Genomic DNA, 18,915 nt, shown 5'->3' with positions numbered 1-18,915 from the left:
TTGTTTTATATGTTAATTTTATTTTATTCAGATGAAATTTTTTTTTATGGAAACACCGGAGGATGGTTTTCAGGGCGAGGGGTACGAGGAAGCAAACCTCAGACAGTACCTGGAGGAAAAACGGAAGCAGGAAGCGGAAGATCTACTGCCAATGAAGATTTACAGGAAATATGGCAAAGGGATTATCAACTCCATAACCGGCGATAAACATCAGCCCATCTGGAGCCACACCTTCAGGCTTACCTATGAACAAACAGACGGGTTGCTTCGTTACGCATGGGAAAATGAATATGATAATCCATACCTCAACGACTTTAAATCCCTGATGAACCCAGCTTATAACGGCAGAATACATACCGGATACACCTTATTACAACTGGAATTGCCAGGGCAAAAAAACAGGCTTAAAATATCCTCTAAAGGCGCGCTGCATTTTCTCAGTGCATTAAATCCTGCTAAAGTACAAACAGGCTCCAAGGCATTCGACCATTACTTCATTACTATAGCCCATCCCAAAAGCATCGTCGAAAATATATACAGGGAAATCGAATTTCTCCTCGATCCGGACTTCGGAAGGTCCTTGTCGCTCATTACCAATTTTGAAGATGCCATCACCCTACGCTTCTACCTGCAATTGCGCATTGACAGGCTCATCACCGGGGAAACTCAAATAGAAAATCTGCTGAAGCACACGCTGGCATTGGTAAATAAATTGAACACACTGGACTAACAGCAAATAAACGGTCCACCGTTTTTCCGTATAAATACTTATCCTGATCTCATCTTATTCACTTAACTTTATCATCCGCAGTTCAAATACCTGCGCTACAACCCCAAAACGACTGGTACTTCTACAACAGCCCTGCCCCGCAGGGAATCTTGCTTTTTTGTATTAAAACACCCCAAAAATCAAATGTCATGCGTACAGCTGAAATTCATTATGGCGACGATGGTCGCGTAGATGTTGCCGTTCCCAAAGGCACAAAACTGGAAGACATTACCAGGCTGCAATCCATGGTGATCAAACAAATCAATCCACGTGGTTGCCAGGCTTGCTTATCCGGCGTTCACTTTAACATCCGGGAAAAACTGGAACAGGTGATCAAGGTAGACCTGGATAAAATGGCTGTGATCAAAGACGTTGCCATCAAACAACATTAATCCGGATGCCGCCCTGGCATTGCGGGGCGGCATTTTAAACTCCCTGTCATGTCACAAGTATTATCAACTGCCAGAACAGGACATCTTTATCAGCAAACTATTCCGCAGCTGGGTGTGGGCCTGCTGTATAATCCTTCGCTGGAGTTATACCTGGACGCATGCCCCGGTATATGCGACTACGTGGAAATCATTCCTGATATGTTCTGGACCGATCGCGGCAACCTTGCACCGCAAAGGTTTGAGGAAATTGAATCGTGGATGAAAGTGCTGGATAAAATAGCAGCACAATATCCTCTGACCGCACACAATATCTCCTACTCCCTGGGCAGTGCAGGCATCTTCGATAAATCCTATCTCTATAAAATGAAAGAATGGCATGAGCGTTATCGCTTTAAATGGCATAGCGATCATCTCTCTTTTGTAAAAGTACATAACGAACAACAGGAAGAACATAATGCCGGGCTGGCCGTACCTGTACCTTACGATTATGAAGTACTGGATATGATAGGCGGCCGCATCAATGCCATCAAACGCGCTATCAGCACGCCTTTCCTGGTAGAGAACAATGTTTACTTCATTGACCTTCCCGAACAGGAGCTGAGCGAAACAGCGTTTCTGAATGAGTTGTCGCACGATACTTCCTGCGGATTACTGCTCGATATCCATAACGTATATACGAACGCGGTAAACCATCACTTCGACGCAAAGGCTTTTATTGCGCAGCTGGAACTGGATAAAGTCATCGAAATCCATATTGCAGGCGGAAATGAAATGGCCGGTATGTATACAGATTCCCACGCAGGGCCCTGTCCGCCGGAGGTATGGCACCTGCTCAATTATACGTTACCGTTAGTGCCAAACTTATGCGGTATCACCTTCGAGTTTCATGAATCCTATTTTCACCTGCTGCAATTTGACGGTATTACCCGGGAGCTGAACAAGGCAAAAGCAGCCTGGAACCTTTATCATACCTGAATATTATGTCACTTCTATCTTTTCAGAAAGCATTGACAGACCTGATTGCATCCCCGCAATTATGTTTGCAGTTACGCAATGATCCGCAAGCGGTATTGCTACGATATGATCTGACCAACCGTGAGCGCCTGCGGTTGCGAACTGTGGTGTATCAACGAGGCATGTCGGTAAGCTGTACCCTTTACAGGGTTAACCGGATCACACCTGTTTACACGATGCTTCCCTATACCTGCTTTTTATTAGGGGCACAGCTGATGCCGGTAATTGAAGAATTCTGGGCAATTGACAACCGGTCGGATCTTCAATTCAAAAGAGAGATCAGCATTTTCGGGGAATTCCTGTTACAGAAACTGCTGAGCGGAGAGATTGTAAATCCTTATCTGCGGGAGATTGTAGTAATGGAACTGGCCATCAATGAATTGAAATTTTTACCGAGGGAATTATTGATGGAAAACAACAACGAAGAAACAGGCCTGCACCCGCTGGTAAGATTGGTACCATTTGATCATTCTCCCGAGCCTTTGCTCACAGCGCTTGCCAATATGCAGCTGCCGGAGCAGGAAGAAGATACCGGAGAATACTGGTTAATGCTGGACCACCGGGAAGAAGAACTTTCTTTCCGTCCGCTGCCCCACAAAAGCGGGGCAGCAACGGCAGAATGATAATTATAATTTTATCCTGGAAGACATGACTGCAATAGCTGCGCCCATGACAGCAATCATGGTGAAAGCCACACCGAGATTAGTGGCCTGCGCTACAAATCCTATCAGCGGCGGACCAAACAGGAACCCGAAATAACCAATGGTAGAAACCGTAGCCAACGCCATTCCGGGAGGTAATTTTGTAGACTTACCAGCGGCGCTGTATACCAGTGGCACTACAGCAGATACACCCGCACCTACTAACATAAAGCCCAGCATAGCCGGAACAAAGTAAGGAAAAACAACTGCCACCAGTAAGCCACTGGCAGTAAGACCACCACTTATCAGCAACATCTTTTTCACGCCCAGCCGCGTAGTCAGGTAATCGGCTACAAAGCGGCCGGAAGCCATGGTGCTCATAAACGCGGCATAGCCGGCACCGGCCCATCCTTCCCTTACCTGTATTACCCTGCGGAAGTATACCCCGCTCCAGTCGAACATAGTACCCTCGCAAATCATGGAGCACATGGCGATAATTCCGAGCGTGAACAGGAACGCATCCGGTTTTCCAAACAGAGAAGGAGCGTTGTTTTCATTGGTAACGCGCACCACCAGCCGGTTCATTGTGAGCGCAACAAGGATCCAGGAAACTGCCGTAATAATTAAAAAGTGATACACCGGCGCAAGATGCAGACCTGTCATCCAGGTACCAAAAGCAGCCCCCGTAAAACCAGCTACGCTCCACAGCCCGTGAAACGATGCCATAATAGAACGGCCATACATGGCTTCCACTCCTACCGCCTGTGTGTTCACTGCAATATTGGCGAGGTTACCACAAAAACCAAAGAATACAAGACACACGCTGAGCTCCCAGGAAGTATGCGCCAGTCCGAGCATTGGCAACACAACAGAATAGGCAACCGCCGCAATAAGTAATACCTGCCGGCTGCCGTATTTGGATACCAGTATACCCGCCACCGGAAGGGAAATAATAGACCCTACCGGCAGGGCCAGCAATACACTTCCAAGCCCGGCATCATTTAGTTTTAACGCCAGCTGGATATCCGGAATACGGGAAGCCCAGCTGGAAAAACATAACCCGGTTAAAAAAAACAAGGCGCTCACCGCGATGCGGGTTGCTCTTTTATTAATCATTACCATCGATAGATCCTGTAACATCTTCAGTCAGATAAAAGTTGAATTGATCAGATCACCTGTATGCCCAGGTTAATATAAGGTTTCAATGAGGGCAGGTCCGGGTTGTCTGTAATAATCGTATCCAGCCCTGTAATATCGCATACCTTAAAAGGTTCTGCTGTTCCCATTTTATCGCTGGTTGCCAATGCAATGGTTTTGTTGGCAGATTCCACCATAGCGCTTTTCACGTCTGCTTCCCCAAGATCCAGGCCGGTTACGCCTGCAGTGGGGTGCAAACTGCAGATGCCCAGGAAGCATATATCTGCCCGCATTTTCTCCAGCATGCGGATGGTATCCATACCGCCGGCCGTTTGGGAATCTTTGCCAATCAGTCCGCCTGTGAAGATCACTTCAATCACCGGATGCTCTATCAGCTGTGCTACAATGGGGACACTGTTGGTAATAACCCTGATATGCAGGTTGGCAGGAAACAATTTCGCCAGCATTAAGGTAGAAGTACCTCCATCGAGAATAATGGTTTGCCCGTTGTGCAGGTACGACAAAGCTTTAGTGGCGATGTGCTTTTTATCTGCTTCATGAATTACGATACGTTCCTTAAAGGAATAAGGATTCGGGGAATGCGGGATAGCCCCTCCCCTTACTTTTATCAGCTGCCCGTTCTGTGCCAGGGATTCCAGGTCCCTGCGCACGGTATCCTCAGATACCTGCAAATCGCTGCTAAGCTCTGCCTGTAGTACCTTATGATCGGTCTGCAGCTTTTTAAGAATATAATCCAACCGTTCCTCTCTCAACATAAGTCGTGCTATTTTCTGCAATATTATGAAAGATTATGCAATAATTTGCGAAATATTGCATAACTTTGCATAAAATAGCAAAATATGGCAAGAATAGCAATCGACATGGATAATGTAATGGCCGATCTCACGCAACATCTGCTGGATGTATACGCTAAAGAATACGGAGAAGTGATAGATCCGGAGCGTTTAAACAACATCCCGGAAGGCAGTGCTTTTCCTGAAGGCGTGGCCATGGAAATATTAAGATCTCCCGGTTTTTTCAGGGGTATACCGGTAATGGCCGGGGCCAGGGAAGTAGTGAAAGCGCTGGCAGATCAGCATGAAGTGTTTGTAGTGTCTGCAGCCATGGAATTTCCTTTGTCACTGGCCGAAAAACACGCCTGGCTGAATGAGCATTTCCCTTTTATCAGCTGGAAAAACATCGTATTCTGCGGGTCTAAAACCATTGTGGAAGCGGATTATATGATCGACGACCACGACAAAAACCTGCGTACATTTAAAGGAACGCCTCTTCTGTTTACAGCGCCGCACAATTTGCCCCTCACGGATTACAAGCGGGTAAATAACTGGGAAGAAGTAGCTGCTTACTTCGCATTAACTCCTGCAAAACTCCTGGCTGTAAATTAAACTCAGGGCTTACCTGGCTTCCAAAACATTAATTCTTTTTTCAAGGGTATTCACCTTACGGATGTATTGTTGTACTTCCATACACTTATCCAGGTAAGCCTCCGCCCAGTTAACTTCCTGCTTTATTGACTGCGGGCCCATAAAGTAGCTGGGCGACAGCCCCAGCTGATGATGCAGCTGTTCCAGCTGCACGGTGCTGAATACTGCGGAGTCGAGCCACTCGTGCACCTCACTCATTGATAACTGCAGCAGGGCGGCCAGTTGTTTATCTTTTATTTTCTGCTTCGCAAGATAAAGCTGCAGTAATTCTCCATGATGCCAGGAATTCCCTTCCAGTGAATTCCAGTTACAAAAATCTTCCAGTGTAAGGGGGATGGCTTCCAATAGTATATCCAGCTTTTCTCTTTTGATGGATGCCAGTGAAAAATAACGGTACAACCCCTGTGGGGTTAGCCCGGTTTTCTTCGCGTAGTGAAGGATCACAATTTGTTTTTGCCTTAAAATACGCCGCAACCTGGCGCCTGCATGAACATAATAGGGAACTGACATTTACAGAATTCCTGTTTGGTGAGAAATGGGGTGTATATATACAAATATAATACTTTTTTATTCTCAAAACAGGTGTTATTGTATCATAATATAAATAATTATCCCCAATAACTATCAGAAAATATCATTACAATAATAAAACAGCGATTTTAATCCTTTTGTTTCCTGAAAGCCGCCAACTCCTTTTTTAACTGCAGTACTTCATCTTTGAGCGCGGCGTGGCTTTTCAGCAACTGGGTATATTCTTCCAGCTGTTTATAATACTTTTCCCTTAACAGCATCATTTCTTCACTGTCTGTATTCCTGCCTTCCTGCAAGGTACCTGGATTTAGAAAACTTTCCACACTCATATCAAGCCCTTTCGCCACTCTTTCCAGCTCGTCGGGCGAGAAGTTTTCTTTTTCAAATAAGTTGTACATTGTGCGACGGCTCATCTCCAAACGTCCTGCCAGCTTACTTTTATTCAGACCTTTCTCTGCAATAATATGCTGTAAACGCTCTCCGTGATGTATGCTCTTCCCGTTGGTTAGCTGCATAGCGCCGTTCCATCTCATAAACTCTTCCGGGGTAATGCCAATAAGGGTGCAAAAACGTTCCATAGTAGCACGTTTCATATCGCTTTTCCGCAAGTGGTAATGAGCTATTTGGTTTGTAAAACCGGCCATAGTGGCGAAATCTACAATCTTTATCTTTTTCTGTTTTAAGATCTGTTTCAACCGGTGTCCCATGTGTATCAGGCTCGACTGCATCCTTTTTTCATTTTAAATTATGATGCTACATACAGGATGACCTGTCGTATTATCGTATAATTTAACAATTAATATTTCATTCTGTAAATAAAAATATCAATTTAACAAAAAAAATATAAGCCTGTAAACAGCTCTGGCCAACAAAAAGCGTACTAACTGTAAAGCGTACACGCAAAAAGGCAACAAGAAATATTTATCGATTTAATAGTTATGAAATCAGAATGATAACCAGCAGGATTATTGTGTAATCAATACACATCATTTTCAGCTTAACGAATCATAAACAAACACATGATTTTACCCTCAGATCAGCCATAGTAGCCAGTTACATCATTCTATAATTTTTTTATAGAAAGTAAAGTTTTATAATTATAAATTGCATGATTATAAATATATTTGCTTACACCTTAAAGTAACTTTAAAACATGTTCTACTATTCTGACAATTCATTTGTTAACCACATCCGATCATTCTCAAAACAATATCCATTATGAGCAAGGAACCAATAAATGTGCTGCTCGACATTCACACTAAACTTTCCGGTTTACCGGTAGTATTCAGGGAAAAAGTATGTGAGGAATGTAACTGGAGCACACCCACATTCTATCGCAAGATGCGTGGAAAGGACAAGCCTAATCCAAATGAGAAAGGAAAAGTCATTCCTGCTCTCAGCAATGCGGAAAAGCAAAAGATCATTGAAATCATGGAAGAGGTATTTGCATCCGGCGAAGAAGACCTGGAAAAATACCGGAAACGTGCCCGGTGATCATTTTACCTTTCATCCGCTGTCTGTAGAAACATCTTCCGTAAAAATCATCCTGCGCCGTAAAGCCTTGTTCCCCACCCCGGGTAAACAAGGCTTTACTTTTGATCGCCTCGTCCTGGTTCAGGATTACGCTGATGATACTGATTTCACAGATTTTATTTAAATGCTACTCTCTCCCTGGCGCCTATCCCTACAAAGTGATATTTGCCTGCAATGCTGCACCTTCACTTTTTCCTCTTTCATTAAAATTTTTTAATTGCAGCCAGTAACGGCTGCGGAAACTCTTATGTGATTTCTGCGTATGTTTTCCATTGAAACCGCGGTATCTGCCTGTTTCCCTTGCGGGTATTTATCTGTAGTGCCTTGCTCACAGTTATTTTTCCATTGAATCAATACCTGGCATCTACCGGTAAAACGGTACTCCCGCTGCTTTTCATTGCAGATATCTGTCTACAATGCCTTACATACGGTTATGTTTTCCGTTAAAAGTCATAGGTGGCATCTGCCTGTATCGCAATAGCACCGCTTTTCCATTGAACACTTGCATCATATATCAAGCCTGCACAGCAGTTCTCTTTTACCGGCCCGGTCAACTAAGTTTTTCTTTTTAAAACTAAATTCTTAGTTTTAAGATCGTAAAACACTTTTTATGCATCGGACGATCCAATATTTTTTCAGCCTGATTTTGCTTATTACAATAGCTTCTCCTGCACTGGCACAGGATTCTATCAACCGGGCCCAGGTAATGGACTATCTGCAGAACCAGCAATATGATGCTGCTATCAGCTATCTGCAGCCGCGGGTACAAGAGAATAATATAGGGCAACTATCTCTTCTTGCTTATACTTACTATCTGTCGGGAAAAACAAAAGATGCAATTACCAATTATGAAAAGGTATTACTGCTGGATAGTAACAATGTAACGGCCCATCAATATCTCGCCGGTATCAGTATGCAGATGGAAAGCCCCGTCCCGGCGGTTTTCCATTACCGGCAGATCATCCGGCTGCAACCGGCCAATGCCACCGCGTGGAAACAGCTTAGTTTCGCCTGCTTCGCTGCCCAACAGCCGGATACAGGTTTCGTTTGCCTGCAAAAAGCATATGCCCTTAATCCGGCAGATCCCAAAGTGACCGCGCGACTTGGCGAAGAACTGATAGAGAAACAACAATACCCGCTGGCAGACAGTATCCTGCGGGCCTTCCTGAAAACAGACTCCCTTCAACCCTCTGTTATTATGACTGCGATCAGGTCGGCCTGGTTCCTGAAAAACTATACCCGCTGTACGGATCTGGGCACACAGCTGATGCATATGAATATCGTATCGCCCAATACCTTCAGCATTGTGGCTGCCGCATGGTATACCCTCAAACAATACCAGCAATGCATTGGAGTATATGAATACCTGCAGGCCAATAAGGGGCAGTCGGAAACTATTATGTATTATGCCGCCCTTGCCTATACGGAATTAAAAAACTATGCCGCCAGCAATGAACTGCTGCAAACCTGCATAGATATGGCTACCTCGAAAAGCCTGGATAGTTATTACAGTGGGAAATCGGCCAACTATGAAGGGCTGCGGCAGTACAAACCGGCTATTGCCAACCTGGACACAGCTTATTACCTGTTCCACCAACCCCTGCACCAGTACAGCATTGGACGCATTTACGAAGTGCGTTTGCATAACAAACAAATGGCTACCCGGTATTATAAACGCTACCTGCAGCTCGGTAATCCTGCTAACCCCCAGGAAGCAGATGTTTACAAATACCTCCGCACATATGTTGAAAAATAATCTGCTTTTAATATGATTTTTTAGATTATTTCCAGCAAAACATCTGGTTTTTCTTAAATTTAAAGCCCGTTAGGAAAATGCTTGTACTTAACCAATAAACAATTACGGTGCTATGTCGTACCCATACCAGATCAAGAGTATCGAAGATTATCAGCAGGCTTATCAACAGAGTGTCATTGACCCCGAAGGCTTCTGGGCCAATGTAGCAGACCATTTTTACTGGCGTCGCAAATGGGACAAGGTATTGGACTGGAACTTCAAAGACCCGGAAATCAAATGGTTTACCGGTGCAAAACTGAACATTACAGAAAACTGCCTGGACCGGCACCTGGGCACATTGGGCAATACGCCTGCCATTATCTGGGAACCCAATGATCCGGAAGAGCATCACCGCATTATCACTTACCGCGACTTATACAACAAAGTTTGCCAGTTTGCGAATGTGCTGAAAAACAATGGCGTTAAAAAGGGCGACCGCGTATGTATTTACATGGGTATGATCCCCGAACTGGCTATTGCCGTGCTGGCCTGCGCCCGCATCGGCGCTGTCCACTCCGTGGTGTTCGGAGGCTTCAGCGCACAATCTATTGCCGACAGGATACAGGATGCGCAGTGCAGCCTGGTAATCACCTGCGACGGCGCCTATCGCGGTGCTAAGGATATTCCGCTGAAATCCGTTATGGACGACGCTTTGATGGCTTGCCCATCTGTAAAAAAAGTAATTGTGTGCACCCGTACCCGCACCCCGGTAAGTATGCTGAAAGGCAGGGACCTGTGGTGGGAAGATGAAATAAAACAGGTGGAAACAATGGGTAACCCACCCTGCCCCGCTGAGGAAATGGATGCGGAAGACCTGCTGTTCATCCTCTACACTTCCGGATCTACCGGCAAGCCCAAAGGCGTGGTACACACCTGCGCCGGCTACATGGTATATGCCAATTACACTTTCGTAAATACTTTCCAGTATCAACCCGGCGAAGTATACTTCTGCACGGCGGATATCGGATGGATCACCGGTCATAGCTACATCGCCTACGGCCCGCTCAGCGCCGGCGCTACCACCCTCATGTTTGAAGGAGTGCCCACCTATCCGGATGCAGGCAGGCTATGGGAAATCGTAGATAAATTCCGTGTAAACATATTATATACCGCGCCCACCGCCATCCGCAGCCTGATGAGCTATGGCCTCGGCCCCGTTAATCATAAAGATCTCAGCTCCCTTAAAAAGCTGGGTAGCGTAGGAGAGCCGATCAACGAAGAAGCATGGCACTGGTTTAAAGATAATATCGGCAAAGGCAAATGCCCCATCGTAGATACCTGGTGGCAAACAGAAACCGGTGGTATCATGATCACACCAATTGCCGGCGTCACCAAAGAAAAACCAGGATATGCCACCCTGCCATTACCTGGCGTGCAACCTATCCTCGTAGATGAAAACGGCAAGGAACTGAAAGGCAACGGCGTAAGTGGTAATCTCTGTATCAAGTTCCCGTGGCCAGGTATGCTGCGCAGCACTTACGGTGATCACGAACGCTTCCGCAAAACCTATTTTTCTACCTACGAAAATCTCTACTTCACCGGCGATGGTTGCCTGAGAGATGAAGATGGCTACTATAAAATTACCGGCCGTGTAGACGATGTGCTCAATGTAAGCGGTCACCGTATTGGTACTGCAGAAGTGGAAAACGCCATCAACATGCATGCGGGCGTAGTGGAAAGCGCCGTGGTGGGGTATCCTCACGACATTAAAGGCCAGGGTATTTATGCTTATGTGATCACCGAGCGGCTCACGCATGATCCTGAACTGACCAAAAAAGATATCGCGCAAACAGTGTCCCGCATCATTGGCCCCATTGCGAAGCCTGATAAAATACAGATCGTAAGCGGGTTACCTAAAACCCGTTCCGGCAAGATCATGCGCCGCATTTTGCGCAAAATTGCCGAAAACGACCTGGATAACCTGGGTGATACCTCTACCCTGCTGGATCCTGGCGTGGTAGACGAAATCAAGAAAGGGAAACTATAATAAACTCCTGAGCTTAAAAACGAAGGGATGCAGCGCTGTGCTGCATCCCTTCGTTATACATGAATACCCGGCTATGAAGCGTTTCTTTAAAAAACTGGCGTGGACCGTTGTTGTTCTGTTTATACTGCTTAATGTCATCGGGGCTTTCCACGCCTGGAAATTCACTCATTTTTATGAGGATGGCGGCCGCAGGAATAAACTTCCTGAACAGATGAGCACAGCCGAAAAATTAAAAACAATCCTGTTTGGCGTACGCATTGCTAAATCGGTCACCTCCAATTTTCCACCGGTACCTTATGAAACCGTATTGCTTCACAGTGCCGGCGGATTGCGGCTGGAAGGCTGGTGGATACCTGCCCGGACCGCCAAAGGCACTGTGATCCTGTTCCATGGCTACAATGGTAATAAAGGTTCTCTTTTGCCCGAGGCAAACCGTTTCCGCTCCTTAGGCTATAATACTTTCCTGCTGGACTTCCGCGCCCATGGCAACAGCGAAGGATATACCTGCAGCGTGGGCTACAAGGAAACGGAAGACGTAAAACTTGCCTGGGATTATGTAAAACAGAAAGGCAACCAGCCCATCATCCTCTGGGGCGTAAGCATGGGCGCTGCTGCTATTTTAAAGGCGGTTCCTGAGTACGGGCTCACACCAAAGCAGCTGATCCTTCAGTGTCCGTTTGCCACGCTTACAGACGCCGTAAAAAGCAGGATGCGCGCTGTTCACCTGCCGGCCACTCCGCTTTCACAGATCCTCACTTTCTGGGGAGGAATAGAACAGGGATTCTGGGGGCCCGGTTTCAAACCGGAAAGCTATGCCCGCCAGATACATATGCCGGTATTATATTTTTATGGGAAACAGGATATCCGGGTGATGGCTGAGGAAACGCAGGAAATATTTTCTCACCTCGGCACCCGGCAGAAAAAACTGTACATCTTTCCCAATGCTGGCCATCAATCCTTCTGTGGCAAAGATTCCACGGCGTGGATGAAAGAAGTCGCCGCTTTTCTCCGGCAATAAAAAAGCGCGCACCATACGAGTGGAGCGCGCTCTTCACAGGATCTGACCCGCCGTTTATATTTGAGTCATGGTGCAGTATCACTGCGCCACTAGATGCCGTACCTGTTTTATCGGTATCCTAAATTACAACGTGTAACTGCCAACTGGAGTCACCACAAAATAATCAGCAAAAACCTTACCGGCGAATCACCACCGGGGTTCCTACTTTGATCACTTCATATAATTCATTTACATCTGAGTTTTTCATGCTAACACAACCTAATGTCCAGTTGATACGTCCTTCCACATAACTATCCCGGATACCTGAATTATACTCTACGCCATGAATGCCAATAGCACCGCCAATACTGGCGTTGGCGGAAACCACACCCTGTGCCTGCCGCTCATGAAATTTCTGCCATGATACCTCATTCGGATAATCCAGCAGCATAAACCGGCTCCAGCTTTTATCCACCCGTTTTGTTAAAATATGAAAGGTCCCTTCCGGTGTTCTCCGATCACCTTCCACTTGTTTATCGGTTTGGTCGCGGTTACCAAATACCACCTTGTAGATTTTTCTCAACGTAACATCTTCATACACGTACAACCGGTAATCGCTTTTATCTATCAGCAGGAAAATTTTATCAGGATCAATGTTGGCAGCATTTAACCTTACACTATACAAATCAGATTCGTTGATAAATCCACTTAGCGGCAGCAGCAACAGAACAGCTACCAACCAGTAATGACAGCACTTCTTCATAGGAGTAATAAATATGCAGATAACGTAGTGGAATAATAATTTATTGTTTGGGAGATGGGTGAAAAATACAAAGGCACAAAGCGTAAAACTTTGTGCCTTTGCATTTTATTTAATTTTTTCCTGCCGTTATCAATATCCGAAAATCTCTTCCAGCGTGAGTTTCTTCACATCGCCATATTTTTTCAGATCATCCATGCTCACCTTCTTTTCGGAAGCAACAATGCAATAAGTATATGGTTTATGTGCAAGGTTCTCATCGTGGAATTTCTTCACGTCATCAAAGCTCATTTTATCGATGGACTCATACACCTGTTTACGGATATCTGTATTCAATCCCAGTTTCTGCGCAGCCAGGTAACTGAAAATGATACCATCGTTGGTGATCCGTTCTGTTTCGATGTCCTGCTTCATGCTTTCTTTAGCGGTTTGCAACAGTTTATCCGCGCGGGGAATATCATTCAACAGTTCGTTCATACCGGAAATGGCCTCGTTCATTTTATCGGCCTGGCTACCTACATAAGCCAGTACGGAATAACGGTCATCTTTTTTATCCGGAGAAGCATAGAAAGCATAGGTAGAATATGCCAGTGCTTTGGATTCACGGATAGTCTGGAAAACAACAGATCCCATACCACCGCCAAAATAGCCGTTGAACAGGGTAACGATGCCGGTGTTGGCGGGGTTGTACGCTGTTGCGTTTCTTACCCAGTTCACTTCTGTTTGTACCATATCATAATCTGCAAACAGCACCTGGTTTTTATCCTGGTTATCTTTTACAAACTTCATTGCCTCCGGTGCAGTTTTGAAGCTGGCAGGCAGCGTGTGCAGTTTCTTTACATCGGCAGCAGCAGCACTCAGCGACTGAGGTCCCCAGTAAATAACAGTATGCTTATAGGCCGGCAGTTCATGCAGAATGGTAACAAGTTCTGATGCAGAAATGCCATCCAGCTCAGCCTGGCTCAACTGGTTATTAAACGGATTTTTAGCGCCATACATGGCATAATTCACTACTCCTTTCATAATGGCTCCCTTATTCAGTTTGCTGTCGGCGCGGGCTTTCAGCAGGCGGCCTTTGAGGGCGGTCAGCGCATCTTCATTAGGCTTGCAGCTGGCAATCACATGTTCAAACAGGGTAACAGCCTTATCAAAATTTTCCTGTAATCCACTAATAGTAATGGTGGTGTTTTCTGCGGTAGCAGATACGCTGAAGTTGCAGGCAATGTTATAAAACTCCTTGCTGATCTGTTCAGAGCTATATTTATCAGTGCCCAGGTATTGCAGGTACTGTGCCGCCAGGGCCAGCTTCTTATTGCTCCAGGTGCCCATATCAAAGCGGTAGTACAGGCGGAAAAGACCATTGTCTTTGTTCTGTACATACATCATATCGGTATTGCCGAGAGATGTTTTCTGGATATCTTTTTCATAATCCAGCCACTGTGGCTTTACAGGCGTAGCGGGCATTTCGGCGATCTGCTGCAGGAATGGCGACTGTGCTTCCCTGTTTACCTCCACCGGGGTGATGGCAGGTTTTTCCACTTTCTCAATGTTCTTATCTTCCCCTTTACGTTTGTAGACGATAACATAGTTATCGTTGAGATATTTATTGGCGTAGTCAACAATTTGTTTTTTATTAACCGTGCCCATATCATCTACATAAGCAACATCATACTGCCAGTTTTTGCCCCTGCTTTTGATGAAGCCGTCCATCAGCGCGGTAGCGCGGTTGTTATTGTTTTCCAGGCCCTCCAATTCGCTCAGCTTGGCATTGTTAACAATAGCTTTTACAAGGGTTTCATCAAAATCTCCTTTCTTGAGGATATCCAGTTGGCTCAGTAGAAGCGCCTTTACTTCTTCCAGGGTCTGACCTTGTTTGGCTTTACCGCTGAGGGAGAAGATAGAATAATCTTTCAGGCCCAGCACACTTACGTTGGCATTCAGTACTTTCTGTTGCTTATTGATGTTCAGGTCCATTAAACCGGCCTTACCATTTTGCAGGATAGAGGACAGCACACCCAGTACCAGGTTGGATTTGGTATCGAGGGCGCCGGGCATTCTGAAAGCAATATCTACGCTTTCTGCATCAGGGCCCAGCACTTCTTTCACTATAGGCGATTTGATAGGCGCTTCCGGTGCAGGTTTATATTCCTTTACCGGTTTGGCTTTCATATAACTGAATTTCTGATCAATGGATTTGATCACATAATCCGGGTCGAAATCACCTGCCATTACAATGGCCATGTTATTAGGCACATAATATTCGTTATAGAATTCACGGATCACTTTCAGGTTTGGATTTTTGAGATGTTCCACGGTACCGATGGTAGATTGCTGACCATAGTTATGTGTGGGGAACAGCGCTGCAAGCATGGTTTCGTATACTTTGCGGCCATCGTTATCCAGTCCGCGGTTCTTTTCTTCATACACGGCTTCCAGTTCTGTATGAAACAAACGGAAAACCGGGTCGCGGAAACGCTCGGCCTGTACGGTCAGGTACTTATCTACCGCATTGGAAGGGATATCTTCCTCGTAGATGGTTTCTTCCACCCAGGTGTGCGCATTGGTACCCTGTGCGCCCATGCCCGACATCATCTTGTCGTATTCATTGGCGATGGCGTATTTGGCGGCAACGCCGGAAACGCTGTCTATTTCATGATAAACCGCTTTACGGGCTGCCGGATCTGTTGTTTTATTGTATTTGTCGTACAAATCGGAGATCTCGTTTATCAGGGGTTTTTCCTTTGCCCAGTTGAGCGAGCCAAATTTCTCGGTGCCTTTAAACAGGAGATGTTCCAGGTAATGCGCGAGACCGGTATGGTCTTTCGGATCGTTATCGCTGCCAGCACGGGTACCGATCAGTGTCTGGATACGGGGATCTTTCTTATTAACGCTCAGGATAACTGTAAGGCCGTTTTTCAGGGTGTAGAAACGCGCCTTCATGGGATCATCGGAAACGTACTTATAGGTATAACCGCCAGCAGTAGCCTCCTTCCATTGATATTTGCCCTGGGCTCCCGCCATTTTCAGCGAGCAGGCAAACAGGAATAGTAATACGACTCTTTTAAGACTCATACAAATAGTTGGTTTTTTGAAATTATTCTGTCAAATATACCGGAAGTCCAAATTATAAAGCGGGAAAAAAAGGGAGAATTGTATGAACGGTAGATGCATAGGAGTTGCAACCGGTTGCCGGGCCGGTAATTTACCTGATAAGCTGCGGGATGATCTCAGGGGTTAGGATTACTGTAAATCGTGTACTTTCCCCTCACAAAAACCTGGTTAAAAAGCAGGGAATCAATAGCTCCGTTGTTTTTGTCGGAGGACTGTTTTTTCCCCCTGGGGCGGTTCCTGTTACGGCCAACAGGAACAACTATAGCATTGGAAGCAGGAATTACCTGGGAAATATACCTGGCTGGCGGGCTACCGGCTGGCACCACTGCCAGTGGCAATTGTTCCGGCTGATCAATAAGGATATTCTTTTTTTCGAGTCTAACGCCTAACAAACGTTTCTCACAGGAGTGAATCCATGCAATGCAACCAATACATGTCATCAAAGCAACAAAAGAACGCATAAACACAATTTAGGACTGGCTAATAAATCTTAGAATCCGTTTAACCGGATGCCTATCGAAAATGGATATTGTTGTAACCCATAATCATGTAATGCCGTCAGGGCAAAGTTTGCATACAATTTCACTGGTCCATAGCCCAGTTCACTGGTAAGGCCAAAACGCCACTTATTGAGATTGAAGTCGTCCGTTTTCCTGACCTTGCCTCTTTCTTCACTTACCTGCTTGGTTCTGGATTTGAGGAGATAACCACCGGAGACACCGAAGCTCGCCTGGAACGCACGTCCAGGGCGGGCGGGGTTAGAATTGAAATTAAGCATTACCGGAATTGAGATATACTCGGCAAACAGCTTATTTTTCGAAAACTCTACGGAATCCCGGATTATTTGTGTAGGATAGCCCGGCAAATATGTAATGCTGCGGGCATACCTATAGTTATTCATCTCCAATCCTAAAGCATATAACAAGTTAAGCTTGTGTTTTGTTATATTAAGTCGCTGTTGAAACAACCAGATATTAAAATTGATCGATTTTCCGGTGATAAGTTTAAATTCAGAAGGTGTTAATGGCTCACTGGCCTCCCTGGGTGCAAAAGTGGCCAGGCCTGCAGCTGAATAATCATAGGATTTACTTACCGGCGACATAGCGGGGGCTCCGTTATAGTACATGTTGCTATTAGGGTAATAGTTAATAAAGCTGGCCCCGTTATAATCACTATGATCAATATAATTATTGAACCCCACATCAAAAACAAACCATTTGGTTTGCAGGTTCTTTTTGAGTTTCTGGCGGGCGTAAGAAGTATCGTTATAGAATTTATAACTGGTACGGCCCTTATCATTTTTCCCTTTGATAATGATCAATCCTTTGATCTGTATGGTGTCCGGTGGTGCCGGTGTATTTTTATCTGCCTTTTGCGCATGAGCCCATCCGCCACATAATACCAGTAACAAAATGAGTAAAAATTTATGCTTCATATGCTATGACCATGATTTATTATTTATTCCGTTTACGGGAAAAAAACTTCGCAACATTGGTTACCTTATCCAGGATCCGGCTGTCGCTGCCGCTTACTGACATGATTAGCTCACCGGGAGCGCCAGGTTGTTCGGCTACAGGGACTATTTTATTATTCAAGTGATCGTCTGTTTTGGCTGTATTAGCTGCCAGTACTGTTTCTTTTGTGTCCTGACGGGCTGCAATATGGGCGTTACCAGCCTGCTGCAGGTGTTCCTCCACTACTTCGCTCATAGAATTACGCTGCGGGGCCAGCTGGGAAATAACCGGTATATCTGTTTTAGGGGCATCTGCAGCCACCAATACAGGCTCTTTTGCCGGGGTACCCACTGGTTTGGTAACAGGCGATGTTACCGTTTTACTACGTTTTGCCAGCAATGGCTGGTTGGTTTTCGGTGTAACAGCAGGAGTCCCTTTTGTTGTTGCGGCACCGGCAAGCTGGTAGGTTGCAGCGGATGGAGTATCCGGCGCTACAGTGGGTGTGCTTACCGGGGCGGGGGCAGTAACAGCCGGTGGCGTATTTACTGCAACAGCCGGTGGCTGCACTGGGTCATTACCCAACGGCAACAACCAGATAACCAGCCCTGCCACTACTGCAGCGGCGGCGGCCCATCCCATACGGCGGTACATTGGCAGCGCCCTGCGTTTGCTGCTTCTGTATAAAGATGCTTTATCCGGAAATACGATCGAGGTATCGGGCATAAGCCTGGTAGCCTCAAACAGGGCCAGCTCCTTCCCTGCGGCAGGATGTTGCTGCAGATGCGCCTGTAAAACAGCCTCTTCTTCAGCTGTTAGTTCCCCATCGATATAACCCAGCATTAATGCCTCATAGTCAACGGAAGCCGTTTTGTACAAAGCAGCTTTATTATCAAAAACGAATTGCCCGTCCGGTACCAGTTTGGTTCCTTCCAGCAATTCCAGTTCCTGCCGGAACTGCGGATGCTTTTCCAGGAAAAGTTCCAGGGCAGCCAGTTCCATCTCACTCAGCTCGCCATCGATATAGCTGAGAAGATAGGACTCGTAGTTTGATATGTTAATTTCTATCGACAAAAATCTAATTTATTATAAAAATATTATATAACATTTTCCATTTTCACCAGGTAATTCTTCAGATGAATTCTTGCCCGGTGCAGATAAACTTTTACCTGAGAGGGATTCAGGTCCATCATTTCTCCAATTTCCTCATAGGAATATCCTTCATAATCCTTGAGCATAATCAGGGAACGCTGTACTTCACTGAGCTTGGACAATGCCTTTTCTATGACTTCCTTTGCGTTATGTATTTTATGATCCGCCACCTTATCCTCATCCTTGAACTGGTCTACAAG

20 protein-coding genes are annotated in these 18,915 nt (G+C 45.7%); 9 read left to right on the top strand and 11 right to left on the bottom strand.

Annotated features, from left to right (window positions below):
• Positions 1–46: 46 nt before the first annotated feature.
• From VIM72_RS19380 to VIM72_RS19365, 4 genes are all read left to right on the top strand, one after another.
• Entirely contained in the window at positions 47–730 is a 684-nt protein-coding gene (locus VIM72_RS19380) for a hypothetical protein (RefSeq protein ID WP_332004471.1), read from the top strand.
• A gap of 188 nt (positions 731–918) precedes the next feature.
• A complete protein-coding gene (locus tag VIM72_RS19375; protein WP_332004470.1) occupies positions 919–1,161 on the top strand; it encodes a hypothetical protein in 243 nt (80 codons plus the stop codon).
• A gap of 48 nt (positions 1,162–1,209) precedes the next feature.
• Positions 1,210–2,136: a DUF692 domain-containing protein gene (locus tag VIM72_RS19370; protein WP_332004469.1), complete on the top strand. Its 927-nt coding sequence runs from the start codon at positions 1,210–1,212 to the stop codon at positions 2,134–2,136.
• A 5-nt stretch (positions 2,137–2,141) separates the two neighbouring features.
• Positions 2,142–2,798 (top strand): hypothetical protein, encoded by a 657-nt coding sequence (locus VIM72_RS19365; RefSeq protein WP_332004468.1) that lies wholly within the window; start codon positions 2,142–2,144, stop codon positions 2,796–2,798.
• Positions 2,799–2,801: 3 nt separating this feature from the next.
• Here VIM72_RS19365 and VIM72_RS19360 read toward each other — a convergent pair whose 3' ends face one another.
• Together VIM72_RS19360 and VIM72_RS19355 are read right to left on the bottom strand one after the other, a co-directional pair.
• Entirely contained in the window at positions 2,802–3,956 is a 1,155-nt protein-coding gene (locus VIM72_RS19360) for an MFS transporter (protein WP_332004467.1), read from the bottom strand.
• A 26-nt stretch (positions 3,957–3,982) separates the two neighbouring features.
• Positions 3,983–4,729, bottom strand: a complete 747-nt coding sequence (locus VIM72_RS19355) for a DeoR/GlpR family DNA-binding transcription regulator (RefSeq protein WP_332004466.1) — start codon at positions 4,727–4,729, stop codon at positions 3,983–3,985.
• An 84-nt stretch (positions 4,730–4,813) separates the two neighbouring features.
• Here VIM72_RS19355 and VIM72_RS19350 point away from each other — a divergent pair, with 84 nt between their 5' ends.
• Positions 4,814–5,359: a 5' nucleotidase, NT5C type gene (locus VIM72_RS19350; RefSeq protein ID WP_332004465.1), complete on the top strand. Its 546-nt coding sequence runs from the start codon at positions 4,814–4,816 to the stop codon at positions 5,357–5,359.
• A 9-nt stretch (positions 5,360–5,368) separates the two neighbouring features.
• Here the strand turns inward: VIM72_RS19350 and VIM72_RS19345 are convergent, their stop codons facing one another.
• Positions 5,369–5,908, bottom strand: a complete 540-nt coding sequence (locus VIM72_RS19345; RefSeq protein WP_332004464.1) for a helix-turn-helix transcriptional regulator — start codon at positions 5,906–5,908, stop codon at positions 5,369–5,371.
• Positions 5,909–6,057: 149 nt separating this feature from the next.
• Positions 6,058–6,636, bottom strand: a complete 579-nt coding sequence (locus VIM72_RS19340) for a helix-turn-helix transcriptional regulator (RefSeq protein WP_332004502.1) — start codon at positions 6,634–6,636, stop codon at positions 6,058–6,060.
• A gap of 511 nt (positions 6,637–7,147) precedes the next feature.
• Between VIM72_RS19340 and VIM72_RS19335 the strand changes: the two genes are divergently transcribed.
• From VIM72_RS19335 to acs, 3 genes are all read left to right on the top strand, one after another.
• Positions 7,148–7,423, top strand: coding sequence for a hypothetical protein (locus tag VIM72_RS19335; protein ID WP_332004463.1), 276 nt, complete (start codon positions 7,148–7,150; stop codon positions 7,421–7,423).
• 649 nt (positions 7,424–8,072) lie between these two features.
• The gene (locus VIM72_RS19330; protein WP_332004462.1) at positions 8,073–9,218 is read left to right on the top strand and encodes a hypothetical protein; all 1,146 of its coding nucleotides are present in this window, start codon (positions 8,073–8,075) and stop codon (positions 9,216–9,218) included.
• 112 nt (positions 9,219–9,330) lie between these two features.
• Positions 9,331–11,244 (top strand): acetate--CoA ligase, encoded by a 1,914-nt coding sequence (acs, locus tag VIM72_RS19325; protein ID WP_332004461.1) that lies wholly within the window; start codon positions 9,331–9,333, stop codon positions 11,242–11,244.
• Between the two features lie 13 nt (positions 11,245–11,257).
• On the opposite strand, the gene VIM72_RS19320 is transcribed toward acs, so the two are convergent.
• Entirely contained in the window at positions 11,258–11,413 is a 156-nt protein-coding gene (locus VIM72_RS19320) for a hypothetical protein (RefSeq protein ID WP_332004460.1), read from the bottom strand.
• Between the two features lie 42 nt (positions 11,414–11,455).
• Here VIM72_RS19320 and VIM72_RS19315 point away from each other — a divergent pair, with 42 nt between their 5' ends.
• Positions 11,456–12,262, top strand: coding sequence for an alpha/beta hydrolase (locus VIM72_RS19315; protein ID WP_332004459.1), 807 nt, complete (start codon positions 11,456–11,458; stop codon positions 12,260–12,262).
• 175 nt (positions 12,263–12,437) lie between these two features.
• On the opposite strand, the gene VIM72_RS19310 is transcribed toward VIM72_RS19315, so the two are convergent.
• The 6 genes from VIM72_RS19310 to VIM72_RS19285 form a co-directional block, all read right to left on the bottom strand.
• The gene (locus VIM72_RS19310; protein ID WP_332004458.1) at positions 12,438–13,004 is read right to left on the bottom strand and encodes a L,D-transpeptidase; all 567 of its coding nucleotides are present in this window, start codon (positions 13,002–13,004) and stop codon (positions 12,438–12,440) included.
• Between the two features lie 129 nt (positions 13,005–13,133).
• The gene (locus tag VIM72_RS19305; RefSeq protein WP_332004457.1) at positions 13,134–16,073 is read right to left on the bottom strand and encodes a M16 family metallopeptidase; all 2,940 of its coding nucleotides are present in this window, start codon (positions 16,071–16,073) and stop codon (positions 13,134–13,136) included.
• Between the two features lie 155 nt (positions 16,074–16,228).
• The gene (locus VIM72_RS19300) at positions 16,229–16,573 is read right to left on the bottom strand and encodes a hypothetical protein (protein WP_332004456.1); all 345 of its coding nucleotides are present in this window, start codon (positions 16,571–16,573) and stop codon (positions 16,229–16,231) included.
• A gap of 29 nt (positions 16,574–16,602) precedes the next feature.
• Positions 16,603–17,547: an outer membrane beta-barrel protein gene (locus VIM72_RS19295; RefSeq protein ID WP_332004455.1), complete on the bottom strand. Its 945-nt coding sequence runs from the start codon at positions 17,545–17,547 to the stop codon at positions 16,603–16,605.
• A gap of 19 nt (positions 17,548–17,566) precedes the next feature.
• Positions 17,567–18,637: a zf-HC2 domain-containing protein gene (locus VIM72_RS19290; RefSeq protein ID WP_332004454.1), complete on the bottom strand. Its 1,071-nt coding sequence runs from the start codon at positions 18,635–18,637 to the stop codon at positions 17,567–17,569.
• A gap of 23 nt (positions 18,638–18,660) precedes the next feature.
• The coding region (locus tag VIM72_RS19285; RefSeq protein ID WP_332004453.1) for an RNA polymerase sigma factor at positions 18,661–18,915 on the bottom strand (255 nt) is incomplete at its 5' end.

Source organism: Chitinophaga sp., from assembly GCF_036569185.1.
Lineage (GTDB): Bacteria > Bacteroidota > Bacteroidia > Chitinophagales > Chitinophagaceae > Chitinophaga.
The sequence above is the reverse complement of the archived record's forward strand: the minus strand, read 5'-3'. Positions and strand labels throughout refer to the sequence as shown.

Coding starts and splice junctions, on each gene's coding strand:
- VIM72_RS19380 (WP_332004471.1), top strand. CDS start 47: ATGGAAACACCGGAGGATGGTTTTCAGGGCGAGGGGTACGAGGAAGCA.
- VIM72_RS19375 (WP_332004470.1), top strand. CDS start 919: ATGCGTACAGCTGAAATTCATTATGGCGACGATGGTCGCGTAGATGTT.
- VIM72_RS19370 (WP_332004469.1), top strand. CDS start 1,210: ATGTCACAAGTATTATCAACTGCCAGAACAGGACATCTTTATCAGCAA.
- VIM72_RS19365 (WP_332004468.1), top strand. CDS start 2,142: ATGTCACTTCTATCTTTTCAGAAAGCATTGACAGACCTGATTGCATCC.
- VIM72_RS19360 (WP_332004467.1), bottom strand. CDS start 3,956: ATGTTACAGGATCTATCGATGGTAATGATTAATAAAAGAGCAACCCGC.
- VIM72_RS19355 (WP_332004466.1), bottom strand. CDS start 4,729: ATGTTGAGAGAGGAACGGTTGGATTATATTCTTAAAAAGCTGCAGACC.
- VIM72_RS19350 (WP_332004465.1), top strand. CDS start 4,814: ATGGCAAGAATAGCAATCGACATGGATAATGTAATGGCCGATCTCACG.
- VIM72_RS19345 (WP_332004464.1), bottom strand. CDS start 5,908: ATGTCAGTTCCCTATTATGTTCATGCAGGCGCCAGGTTGCGGCGTATT.
- VIM72_RS19340 (WP_332004502.1), bottom strand. CDS start 6,636: ATGGGACACCGGTTGAAACAGATCTTAAAACAGAAAAAGATAAAGATT.
- VIM72_RS19335 (WP_332004463.1), top strand. CDS start 7,148: ATGAGCAAGGAACCAATAAATGTGCTGCTCGACATTCACACTAAACTT.
- VIM72_RS19330 (WP_332004462.1), top strand. CDS start 8,073: ATGCATCGGACGATCCAATATTTTTTCAGCCTGATTTTGCTTATTACA.
- acs (WP_332004461.1), top strand. CDS start 9,331: ATGTCGTACCCATACCAGATCAAGAGTATCGAAGATTATCAGCAGGCT.
- VIM72_RS19320 (WP_332004460.1), bottom strand. CDS start 11,413: ATGAGTGAATTTCCAGGCGTGGAAAGCCCCGATGACATTAAGCAGTAT.
- VIM72_RS19315 (WP_332004459.1), top strand. CDS start 11,456: ATGAGCACAGCCGAAAAATTAAAAACAATCCTGTTTGGCGTACGCATT.
- VIM72_RS19310 (WP_332004458.1), bottom strand. CDS start 13,004: ATGAAGAAGTGCTGTCATTACTGGTTGGTAGCTGTTCTGTTGCTGCTG.
- VIM72_RS19305 (WP_332004457.1), bottom strand. CDS start 16,073: ATGAGTCTTAAAAGAGTCGTATTACTATTCCTGTTTGCCTGCTCGCTG.
- VIM72_RS19300 (WP_332004456.1), bottom strand. CDS start 16,573: ATGCGTTCTTTTGTTGCTTTGATGACATGTATTGGTTGCATTGCATGG.
- VIM72_RS19295 (WP_332004455.1), bottom strand. CDS start 17,547: ATGAAGCATAAATTTTTACTCATTTTGTTACTGGTATTATGTGGCGGA.